Origin of the sequence: Amycolatopsis sp. 3B14 (genome assembly GCF_050958625.1) — a bacterium.
Classification (GTDB): Bacteria; Actinomycetota; Actinomycetes; order Mycobacteriales; family Pseudonocardiaceae; genus Amycolatopsis_E; species Amycolatopsis_E thermoflava.
The window spans coordinates 1-10,151 of the sequence record NZ_JBHZEN010000082.1 but is presented as its reverse complement, the minus strand read 5'-3'; the positions used below and the strand labels follow the sequence as shown (position 1 = coordinate 10,151).

Sequence of the window (10,151 nt, the reverse complement as noted above, 5' to 3'; positions counted from 1 at the left end):
AGGTCTGGTTGGGATAGTCGGCCCGCTTCCGTTGCCGGCTTGCGTGTCGTTGTTTTGACGAACCGTCTAATCTCTGGACATCTCGTATAAGATGGGTTCATGCTCGATCTCGAAGCCATCAGGAGCGCCGCCAAGCGGATCGACGGTGTCGCTCATCGGACTCCTGTCCTGACGTCCACCACCCTCGACCGGCGCACCGGCACCACCGCGTTCCTCAAGGCCGAGAACTTCCAGCGCATCGGCGCCTTCAAGTTCCGCGGCGCCTACCACGCGATCTCCCACCTGACACCCGACCAGCTCAGCAAGGGCGTCGCCGCCTACTCGTCCGGAAATCACGCCCAGGCGGTCGCCCTCGCGGCTCAACTGGTGGGCAGCAAGGCCGTCATCCTGATGCCCGAGGACACCCCGTCCTCCAAGATGGACGCCACGCGCGGCTACGGCGCCGAGATCCTGACCTACGACCGCTACACCGGCGACCGCGTCGCGATGGGCAACCAGCTCGCCGAGGAGCGGGGCCTGACGCTCATCCCACCCTACGAGCACCCGCACATCATGGCTGGTCAGGGCACCGCCGCGCTGGAACTCCTCGAGGAGACCGGCGAGCTGGACACCCTCATCGCCCCGATCGGCGGTGGCGGGCTGATGGCCGGCAGCGCCACCGCGGCCAAGGGCCTGCACCCCGGCATCCGCGTGGTCGGCGTCGAGCCCGAGCAGGCCGACGACACCCGCCAGTCCCTCCAGCGGGGCGAACGCGTTCAGATCCCCGTCGCGCGCACCATCGCCGACGGGCTCGCCGCCGACATCCCCGGCGAGCTGACCTTCTCCGTCAACCAGCGCCTGGTCGACGACATCGTCCTGGTCAGCGACGACGAGATCCGCGAGGCGATGCGGTTCGCGTTCGAGCGGCTCAAGATCGTGCTCGAACCCAGCGGGGCGACCTCGCTCGCCGGGCTGCTCAAGGGCGGCTTCACCGGCCGCGTCGGGGTCATCCTCTCCGGCGGCAACATCGGCGTCGAGCGCTTCCGCGAACTGCTCGGCTGACCGAGACAGCCGGGTGCCGCCCACGACGGACGGCACCCGGCCCGCTCACGGCGTCGCCAGCGCCTCCGTCGGCGACAGCCGGGACGCGCGGATCGCCGGATACAACCCCGCGATCCCCCCGATCACCAGCGTCGCCGCGGCGCCGCCTGCCACCGCCCACAGCGGCACCACCACCGGCCACGACTGGTACACCGCGTAGCCCACTGTCACGAGGCTTCCCAGCACCGCGCCGCCGAGCCCGCCGAGCGCGGACAACAACAGCGACTCCGCCAGGAACTGAGTCCGGATCTGCCCGCGCGTCGCCCCCAGCGAGCGTCGCAAGCCGATCTCCGCGCGCCGCTCCAGCACCGAGATCACCATCGTGTTCGCCACCCCGACCCCGCCGACCAGCAAGGCCACCGCGCCCAGCCCGAGCAGCAGCCCGGTGAACGCTTCGCCCGCCGCCTGCTGCGCGGCGAGCGCGTCGGACGGCCGGGACACCTCGACCTCGTTCGGCGCGGCCGGGTTCGCGGTCGCGCCGAGCACCGACTGCACCGCCGGGACCTGCGCGTCCTGCGACCGCGTGTAGATCGTGGTGGGCAGCCCGTCGAACCGCAGCTCGCTCGCCGCCACCTCCCAGCCGACCAGCGCGGCCGAGTCCAGCTCGGGCGCCAGCGGGGCCGGTTCGAGGATCCCGACGACGGTGAACCAGCGCCCGCCGACCAGCACCCGCACATCCGGCCCGGCGCGCGAGATGCCCAGCCGCTCGGCCGCGGACGAGCCGAGCACGACCGCCGGGTAGCCGCTCGTGGCTTCGTTGAGCCAGGTTCCGCTGCGCACCCGCGCACCGGTCGTCGCCGGGAGGTCCAGCCGGGCCGCGTAGGCGGCGAGCCCGTTGGTCTGCGCCTCGGGGATCTTGTCCGTGCGGTAGACCTTCGCGTCGCCCAGCCGCGCGATCGCCGACACCGACTCGACCGGCCCGATCCGCGCGACCATCGCCTCCGCCGTCTCCGGCAGCTGCGCCTCCTCACCGGTCAACGTGGTGCCCGGCGACACGGTGAGCAGGTTGGTGCCGAGCGCCGCCAGCGTCCGGTCCAGCTCGGCCCGCGACGACGACGAGATCCCGACCACCGCGACCATCGCGGCGATACCGATCGCGATCCCCAGCGCGGACAGGAACGCACGCGTCGGACGGGTCCGCAGGCCGACCGCGCCGACCTTGACGACGTCCCGCGGCCACATCCGGGCCGGCGACAACGCGGTGGTCATCGCGTCACCTCCTCGACGACCCGGCCGTCCCGCATCCGCACCTGCCGCGGCAGCGACGCCGCGATGTCCCGGTCGTGCGTGATGATCACGACCGTGGTGCCCGACTCGTTCAACTCCCGCATCAGCGTCATCACCCCGGCCCCGGACGCCGAGTCGAGCGCTCCGGTCGGCTCGTCGGCCAGCAGCAGCGGCGGATCACCCGCCACGGCCCGCGCGATCGCCACCCGCTGCCGTTCCCCGCCGGACAGCTCGTGCGGCTCGTGGTCCATCCGGTGCCCGAGCCCGACCCGCTCCAGCGCGGCCGCCGCCCGGCGCCGCCGCTCCCCCGCGCGCAGGCCGGTGTAGAGCAGGCCGTCGGCGACGTTGTCCAGCGCCGCCGTGCCCGCGGCGAGGTGGAACTGCTGGAACACGAACCCGATCCGCCGCGCCCGCAACGCGGACAGCTTCGCGTCGGACAACGCGGCGACGTCGTGGCCGTCGATGTGCACGCTGCCCGAGGTGGGCCGGTCGAGCGTGCCGAGCACGTTGAGCATCGTCGACTTGCCCGAACCGGACGGCCCCACGATCGCGACCAGCTCCCCCGGCTCGATCCGCAACGACACCCCGGCCAACGCGGTCACGCCCGAATAGCGCTTGGTCACGTCGGTCAGCGAGATCATTTCGGCATCCCCACGACCATCCCCTCGGCGATCCCGTCGCCGGAGATCTCGACCTTGCCCTCGGCGAACAACCCGGTCTTCACCGGCACGTACCGCGTGGTGGCGCCGTCGACGACCTCGACACCGAACCCGCCTTCGGCCAACGCGACGAGCGCGGCGACCGGCACGGTGAGCACGTTCTCGCGCTTCTCGGCGGTGAAGGTGACGTCCACGGACGCGAGGGCGTAGCCCGCCGCGCCCGCCGCGGCCTGCTGGTCGTCGAACGCGATCTCGACCTCGACCTTGGTCTGCGGCTCCTCCCCCTGACCGCTCGCCGGCTCGATCACGGTGCTGACGTCGGTGATCTTCCCGGCCAGCTTCCGGTCGTCGGGCAGCGCGACCTGCACGGCAGCACCCTCCTGGGCCAGCCGCTGGTCCGACGGGTCCAGCTCGACGGTGACCGCCTTCGCGGTTCCGGTGTAGGACAGCACCTTCTGCCCCGGCGAAGCGGGCTGCCCGGCGCTCGCGTCGACGGTCTCGACCCGGATCTCGGCCGGCGTGAACATGACCCGCCCCAGCTCCACGACCCCGGTCTCGTCGAGGCCGAGGTCCTCCTGCCACTCGCGGACGGCGTCGGCGGTGGCCGAGCTGTACTCGTCGTCGATCGTGAACCCGGTGTAGCCCAGTGCGCTGAGGTTCTCCTCGAGCTGCCGCACGTCGGCGCCCTCGGTGCCCTCGGCGAGTGGCCGGTAGGCCGGCATCGCGCCGTACATCAACGTCACCGGTTTGTCGTCGACGCGGAAGACGGGCTGCCCGCGGCTGATCACGGCGCCGCTGTCCGGCACGGAGGTGAGGGTCCCCGGCAGGCGGTTGGCCAGTGTGGACGAGGCGCCGTAGCCGAGTTCGCCGTCCTCGGTCTGGGTGTCGTCGAGCGTCTGCCGCTGGACCTTCGCCGTGCTCGGCGGCAGCTCCACCGCGGCAGGCGCGGTGCCGTCGTCACCACGCGCGAGGACCACGTACCCACCGCCCGCGACGGCGACCACCAGCACGAAGACAACCGCGTACAGCCGCCCGCGTCCGCGTGTTCTCGCCTCGGTCATCCGCGCGCCCCCGCGAGCACTTCCTGGCACTTCTGCGACGCCTGCTCGAAGTCCGGGTCCTGCGACAGGCTGCCGTCGATGCGGATGCCCTTCTGACCGGGCTCGGGGTCGGGGAACGCCTCGACGCCGTTCTCCCGCATGCAGACCGCGAAGTCGCGCGCGGCCTGCTCCATCTTCGGATCGGACTTGGCGGCGCCGTTCTCCTGCGGGTTGTACTGACGGCAGGCCTCCTGCGCCTTGTCCACGGTTTCCCTCGGCACCGATCCGTCGAGCTTGAGCGTGATCCGGCCGTCCACCGGATCCTCCATCGGGACGCCGTTTTCCCGCATGCACTGCGCGTACTTCAGCCCCATTTCCCCGTTGCCCATGGTGGGTGCGCTGCCGGCGGTGGTGCTCGCGGCGCCGCCCGCGGAAGCCACCCCGGTCCCGCCGTCGTCACCGGAACCGCACCCGGCGAGCGCCAGTGCGAGGGCCACGGGAACCGCGGCCAGGATCTTGCGCATCAGGATCTCCTTCGCATTCGAGTACGAACGGAGGGAATGGAACGGGTCTGGGCATTTCCCGGGCGTTTCCGACATCGCTAACGCCGAGGAAACACCGGCCGGGTCACCCTGGTGACGTGCGGGTTCTGGTGGTGGAGGACGAGCCGATGCTCGCCGAGGCGATCGCGGAGTGGCTGCGCGAGGACGCGCACGCGGTGGACGTCGCGCACGACGGCGGCGGCGCGCTGGACCGGCTGGCGGTCAACGACTACGACGTCGTGGTCCTGGACCGGGACCTGCCCGGGGTGCACGGCGACGACGTGTGCCGCGAGCTGGTGTCCTCGTCGTCACCGACGCGGGTGCTGATGCTGACCGCGGCCGCGGAGGTCACCGACCGGGTCACCGGGCTGACCATCGGCGCCGACGACTACCTGGCGAAACCGTTCGCGTTCCCGGAACTGGCCGCGCGGATCCTGTCGCTGGGCCGCCGCGCCCGCCCGGCCGCGCCGCCGGTGCTCAGCCGCGCGGGCATCACACTGGACCCGGCGCGCCACGAGGTCTTCCGCGACGGCCGTTACGTGCCGCTGTCCAAAAAGGAGTTCGCCGTGCTGGCCGAGCTGCTGCGCGCCGACGGCGCGACCGTGTCCGCGGAGTTCCTCCTGGAGAAGGCCTGGGACGAGAACGCGGACCCGTTCACCGGCGCGGTCCGGCTCACGATCCTCAAGCTGCGCCGCAAACTCGGCGACCCGCCGGTGGTCGAGACCGTGACCGGCGTCGGGTACCGGATCCCGTGAGGCGGCCCCGGCGGATCACCCTGCGCGCCCGGCTCACCCTGATCTACGGCGGGCTGTTCCTGGCCGGCGGCGTGGTGCTGCTCGGGGTCACCTACGCGTTGTTCAACTCCCAGGTGGGGCGCGGCACGATCCGGCTGCTCACCCGCGTCGGCCCGGAACCCGGGACGGACACGGTGATCACGACGAACGAGCTGAACGACGTGATCATCAACTCCGAAGTCGAGCGCGTCGCGCGGGAGCAGGCCGCCCTGCTGCGTGAGGCCGCCGCGCACTCCCTGCTGGTGCAGGGCACGATCGCGCTGGTCGTGGTCGGCGCGCTGGCGATCGGCTTCGGCTGGCTGGTCGCGGGCCGGGTGCTGGCGCCGCTGCACGGCGTCACCGGTTCGGCCCGCCGGATCGCGGCGTCGGCCGATCCGCGCCAGCACCGGCGGATCACGCTGCGCGGCCCGGACGACGAGGTCAAGGACCTGGCCGAGGCGTTCAACACGATGGTCGAGCGACTGGACCGCTCGTTCGACGGCCAGCGGCGGTTCGTCGCCAACGCCTCGCACGAGCTGCGCACCCCGCTGACGCTGAACCGGTCGCTGGTCGAGATCGCGATGCACCGCCGGTCGGCGTCGCCGGACGTCAAGGAACTGGGCGAGAAGCTGCTGCAGATCAACTCTCGGCACGAGCGGCTCATCAGCGGTCTGCTGGTGCTGGCGAAGTCGGAGAACGTCGTGGAGCGGTTCCCGCTCGACCTCGCCAACGTCGTCACGCACGTCGTCGCGCAGACCGCCGACCAGGCGCGGGCCGCGGGCGTGACGGTGACCGACTCGCCCGCGGAGGCCCCCACCCTGGGCGACGCGCTGCTGCTCGAACGGCTGGTGCACAACCTCGTCGAGAACGGCATCCGGCACAACGAGCCGGGCGGCTGGGTCCACGTCGGCACACGCACCCGCGGCGACGTGGTCGAGATCGAGGTGAGCAACACCGGGCCCGCGGTGGCCGATGCGGAGGTCCCGGCGCTGTTCGAGCCGTTCCGGCGCCGCGCCGCGCCCCGGCTGGACTCGGCGAAGGGCGCCGGGCTGGGGCTGTCGATCGTGCGCTCGGTCGCGAGCGCGCACGACGGCGAAGTGGCGGCCCGGCCACGCGACGGCGGCGGGCTCGTCGTCACCGTGCGACTGCCTGCCCGCGTGTCCGTTCAGGACCGGACGAGCTTCGGGATGTCGCGCAGGCCGGCGTCCGGCAGATAGGCGCGGGCGATCGCGACGCCGATGCGCGGCAGGTCGGCTTCGTCGCGGTAGATCAGGTACATCGGCGCGTACCGGGGGCGGAACTTCGCCTTGAACGCATGCAGCGAGCGAAAGCCGTAGTACGGCTCCAGCGCCGCGCCGAGCTTGTCCAGCAGCGCGTCGAGGATCCGTGTGTCGCCATCGGTTCCGGCGCGGGCGAGCGGCGCGCCGGACAGCGACAGGTAGCGGGCGCCCTCGTCGCGGAAGGCCTGGCAGGCGGAGGCGATGAGGAACTCCACGACGTGCTTGAACCCGTCCGAGCGGCGGCGCATCACGTCCAGCGTCCAGCCCTCGATCTCGCCGTTCCCGGCGTAGACCGGGATCCACGAGGTGACGCCGTGCACGCGCCCGTCCGCGTCGACCGCGAGCCCGGCCCGCACGTGCCGGTCCAGCGCCTCGTCCACCCCGCCGAGCGTGAACCCCATCTCCGGCAGGCCCTTGTCGCCCACCCACTCCTCGGAGATCGCCCGCACCTGCTGCAGCACCGCGCGCGGCTCGTCGGCCAGGTGGACCAGACGGAACGTGATGCCCTCCTTGACGGCGCGGTTGAGCGCGCTGCGGGCCGGCTGCCACTGCTTGCCCTTGAACTCCAGGCCGGGCAGGTCGATCAGGGTGTCCTCGGCGACCTGCAGGTACCGCCAGCCCAGCCGCTCGGCGCCGCGCACCGACGGTTCGGTCGCGGAGAACAGGCACGGCACGAGCCCGGCGCGGTCGCAGTTCTCGGCGAACTCGGCGACCGCGCCGTCCCCGTCAGAACGCGGGCAGATCGGGTCGCCGAGCGCGACGGCCACCCCGGCGTGCTTGCGGTAGGCCACGTAACCGGTGTCGTGCGCGATCGGGAAGTAGCGGTTCTCCGGCCAGGTGGTCATCCAGGACAGGGTGCCGCCGCCGTTGCGCTGGACGAGTTCGATGGCGTGCCGCCGGTCGCCGTCCGCCGTGCGCGGCCGCCACGGGACGCGGAAGGCGTGCCGCCCGGCGACGAGCAGCACCAGGTAGCCGAGCCAGAAGACGCTGTCGGTGACCACCAGCGGGACGTCGTCGACCGCTTCGACGGAGTCGAGGACCGTGGCGACCAGCAGCGCGACCCCGGTCAGCGCGGTGAGCAGGATGTCGAGCGCGGCGATGACGACGACGGCCCACCACGCGACCCGGCGGCCCCGGCTGAGCCCGCGCATCACGAGGAGGGCCAGCAGGATCACGACGACGACCTCGACGGCGGACGAGTCGTCGGTGCCGGTGGGTCCGAGTGGACCGGTCGTGGGGAAGAACCACGTGACGATCCGGACGGCGGCCACGACCAGCAGCCCGGACGCGGCGAGCAGCCGCCATTCCCGACGGCTGGGCTGTCCGGTATTCCGGACGCGGTTCGGCCCGGCGATCCGCGGCGACAGCGGCAGGGTGATCGCCACGGCGAGGAAGTGCTCGACGTCGGCCAGGGTGCCGCCGTAGAGCAGGGCGATCCCGGCGTAGCCGACCAGCAGGATCCGCAGGCGCAGACGCCAGGGTGCGCGGAGGGTCGCGGTGGCGGCGGTGATCGCGGCGAAGGCCCCTGCGGACGGTCCGACGTCGAGGACCGTCGCGACGGCCGCCGCCCACGACGAGACGTCCCGGAGAGCGAGGAGGACCCCGGCGGCGCCGAGAACCGCGACGAGGTGTCCGGTCACGAAGGTGCCGATGGTGCGTTTCGTGCCGAGCCGGAGTTCGGCGAAACCGGTGAACAACGCGAAGCTGAGGAAGACCGGCAGGTAGTAGAGCGGGGTGACCGCGAAGAACGGCCCGGTGACGGGCGTCCACCAGCGGCCGGCTTCGAAGGCGGGCAGGCCGAACGCGACGTCGGGGAACCAGGCGCGGTCCTCGACCGGGGACCAGAGACTGCCGGTGGCGACGCCGGTGACCACGAGCGCCGCGAGGAAGGCGAGTGTGAAGGGGATGCGGCGGAGGTGTGTCACGTCCGGCCCTCCGTGGGGGCTCCGGCCAGCAGGTCCTTGACGCCGTCCCAGCGGTTGCGGCGGAAGCGGGTTTCGGCCCGGGCGAGGCGTGCCGCGTCGTAGCGGGCGCGGGCCCACGGCGAGCCCGGCCGGGCGAGCCGCACGGCGGCGACGACCGCGACGAACGGCACCACGATCCCGATCAGGCCGGAGGCGATCTTGCCCTTGAAGATGGCGATGCCGGCGAGCACGAGGTGGGCGAGAACGGTGACGGCGAACGCCATGCGCCCTTCGTCGGCCGTGTCCTCGAAGGGCCGCGCCCCGAGGACGAGGAAGGCGCCGATGACAGCCGCGACGAGCACCGCGTCGACGGATTTGCGTCCCTCGCGGGCCCAGTAGACGTCGTCCAGGTGCAGCCAGAGGGCGAACTCGTCGAGCGTGAGGGCCGCGCCGGCGCCGAAGACCACGGCGAGCACCTCCACCCACGGCGACCCCGGCCGGTACACGAACTCGCCCGCGCCGCTGAGGAGCATGAGGAAGATGCCGTAGACGTGGTGGTGGACGTGCACCTCCCCGACGTTGGTGTCGCGGAACGGCCCCCGCCCCGCGCGGATCATCCGCACGACGACCCGGGTGACCACGAAGGTCACCACGAACGCGGCGACCACCCACAGCGCCAGGCCGGTGGAGGAGCCGGCGAACAACTCGACGGTCACGGCCGCCACCCCTTCCCCATGGCGCTCCGATGTCCCAGCCTGCGGCCGCGCGGAGGAGCCAACTAGGGCCGAAAGACCTACCGGGCTGACAACCGGGGACGCCAGTTCCCAACGCACGAAGTGGTCTGCCAGGGACCGAACCGGCACGCCGCGGCGCAGGCGCGTGGAGCGGCGGGTGGCGGCTGGTGGCGCTCGCCGCCGGAACTAGCGGGGCAGCGCTCACTCCCGGCACTAGCGGGGCGGCGTGGACGGGCACCGCAATCGCAACCACCCAGTCCCGCAACCCGCTCCTCCCCCGCACCCTTCAAGCCGGTCCATCCGTTCCCGCGCAGCCGGACCCGACTCCGCCGGGTCCGTCCCACTTCGCAGCTCCAGCTCCGCCAGCACGTCCCGCTCACCCCCCACTCCGCCAACCGCGCCACCACCGCGCACGCGCAGGCCCATCTCGCTCGGCAAACCGCGCCCGCTCCGTGGGTGCCGCCTCGCACCCTCAACGCACCCCACGCGCCAGCACCGCCACCACGCCGGTCACCACCACCGCGGACACCAGCCCCCACCGCAATCCGCTCCAGGTGGCGATCGCTCCGATCACCACCGGCTCCACCAGGAATCCCGCGTAGCCGCACGCCGCCACCGCCGCGACCGCCCGTCCCGGCGCCGCCGGCTCCGCCCGGCCCGCCGCGCTCCACGCCACCGGCACGATCCCCGCGACCCCCCCCCCCCCCCCCGCCCACCCCCCCACCCCCCCCCCCCGCGCCCCCCGGTGACCCCCCCCCCCCCGCCCCCCGCCCGCCCCCGCCCCACGAGCGGCCCACTCACCCCCCCACGACTGCCCCCCCCCCCCCCCCACGAAAGGCCCTCTCGCGTGCCCCGAACGGCCCCCGCCCGGACCACACCCGCCCCCACCAGGGCGTTCGCCCTACCCCGGCC

Annotated in this window: 10 protein-coding genes; 3 read left to right on the top strand and 7 right to left on the bottom strand. The window is 72.8% G+C overall.

What is annotated here, in order from left to right:
* Positions 1 to 99 precede the first annotated feature (99 nt).
* Positions 100 to 1,041, top strand: coding sequence for a threonine/serine dehydratase (locus ACCP09_RS35965; RefSeq protein ID WP_027932678.1), 942 nt, complete (start codon positions 100 to 102; stop codon positions 1,039 to 1,041).
* Between the two features lie 45 nt (positions 1,042 to 1,086).
* On the opposite strand, the gene ACCP09_RS35960 is transcribed toward ACCP09_RS35965, so the two are convergent.
* Genes ACCP09_RS35960 through ACCP09_RS35945 form a run of 4 tightly spaced genes read right to left on the bottom strand, consistent with a single transcriptional unit; the run spans position 1,087 to position 4,530 of the window.
* Positions 1,087 to 2,289: an ABC transporter permease gene (locus tag ACCP09_RS35960; protein ID WP_123684035.1), complete on the bottom strand. Its 1,203-nt coding sequence runs from the start codon at positions 2,287 to 2,289 to the stop codon at positions 1,087 to 1,089.
* Positions 2,286 to 2,948: an ABC transporter ATP-binding protein gene (locus ACCP09_RS35955; RefSeq protein WP_378333887.1), complete on the bottom strand. Its 663-nt coding sequence runs from the start codon at positions 2,946 to 2,948 to the stop codon at positions 2,286 to 2,288. The genes ACCP09_RS35960 and ACCP09_RS35955 overlap by 4 nt, the downstream gene beginning before the upstream one ends.
* On the bottom strand, positions 2,945 to 4,027 hold the full coding sequence (locus ACCP09_RS35950) for an efflux RND transporter periplasmic adaptor subunit (RefSeq protein ID WP_433753318.1): 1,083 nt from the start codon (positions 4,025 to 4,027) through the stop codon (positions 2,945 to 2,947). The genes ACCP09_RS35955 and ACCP09_RS35950 overlap by 4 nt, the downstream gene beginning before the upstream one ends.
* The gene (locus ACCP09_RS35945; protein ID WP_378364713.1) at positions 4,024 to 4,530 is read right to left on the bottom strand and encodes a hypothetical protein; all 507 of its coding nucleotides are present in this window, start codon (positions 4,528 to 4,530) and stop codon (positions 4,024 to 4,026) included. Before ACCP09_RS35945 ends, ACCP09_RS35950 begins: the two co-directional genes overlap by 4 nt.
* Positions 4,531 to 4,646: 116 nt before the next feature.
* Between ACCP09_RS35945 and ACCP09_RS35940 the strand changes: the two genes are divergently transcribed.
* Together ACCP09_RS35940 and ACCP09_RS35935 are read left to right on the top strand one after the other, a co-directional pair.
* Positions 4,647 to 5,303 (top strand): response regulator transcription factor, encoded by a 657-nt coding sequence (locus ACCP09_RS35940; protein ID WP_123684038.1) that lies wholly within the window; start codon positions 4,647 to 4,649, stop codon positions 5,301 to 5,303.
* Complete coding sequence (locus ACCP09_RS35935) at positions 5,300 to 6,538, top strand: sensor histidine kinase (protein ID WP_433753315.1); 1,239 nt, start codon at positions 5,300 to 5,302, stop codon at positions 6,536 to 6,538. Before ACCP09_RS35940 ends, ACCP09_RS35935 begins: the two co-directional genes overlap by 4 nt.
* Here the strand turns inward: ACCP09_RS35935 and ACCP09_RS35930 are convergent.
* From ACCP09_RS35930 to ACCP09_RS35920, 3 genes are all read right to left on the bottom strand, one after another.
* On the bottom strand, positions 6,487 to 8,526 hold the full coding sequence (locus tag ACCP09_RS35930; RefSeq protein WP_433753313.1) for a bifunctional lysylphosphatidylglycerol flippase/synthetase MprF: 2,040 nt from the start codon (positions 8,524 to 8,526) through the stop codon (positions 6,487 to 6,489). The two genes, ACCP09_RS35935 and ACCP09_RS35930, sit on opposite strands and share 52 nt — an antisense overlap.
* Positions 8,523 to 9,221 carry a phosphoethanolamine transferase CptA gene (locus ACCP09_RS35925; RefSeq protein WP_231960669.1) on the bottom strand — a complete coding sequence of 233 codons (699 nt, stop codon included), beginning with the start codon at positions 9,219 to 9,221 and terminating at the stop codon, positions 8,523 to 8,525. The genes ACCP09_RS35930 and ACCP09_RS35925 overlap by 4 nt, the downstream gene beginning before the upstream one ends.
* A gap of 490 nt (positions 9,222 to 9,711) precedes the next feature.
* On the bottom strand, positions 9,712 to 9,915 hold the full coding sequence (locus tag ACCP09_RS35920; RefSeq protein ID WP_433753311.1) for a hypothetical protein: 204 nt from the start codon (positions 9,913 to 9,915) through the stop codon (positions 9,712 to 9,714).
* Positions 9,916 to 10,151: the final 236 nt, after the last annotated feature.

Coding starts and splice junctions, on each gene's coding strand:
- ACCP09_RS35950 (WP_433753318.1), bottom strand. CDS start 4,027: ATGACCGAGGCGAGAACACGCGGACGCGGGCGGCTGTACGCGGTTGTC.
- ACCP09_RS35960 (WP_123684035.1), bottom strand. CDS start 2,289: ATGACCACCGCGTTGTCGCCGGCCCGGATGTGGCCGCGGGACGTCGTC.
- ACCP09_RS35945 (WP_378364713.1), bottom strand. CDS start 4,530: ATGCGCAAGATCCTGGCCGCGGTTCCCGTGGCCCTCGCACTGGCGCTC.
- ACCP09_RS35965 (WP_027932678.1), top strand. CDS start 100: ATGCTCGATCTCGAAGCCATCAGGAGCGCCGCCAAGCGGATCGACGGT.
- ACCP09_RS35955 (WP_378333887.1), bottom strand. CDS start 2,948: ATGATCTCGCTGACCGACGTGACCAAGCGCTATTCGGGCGTGACCGCG.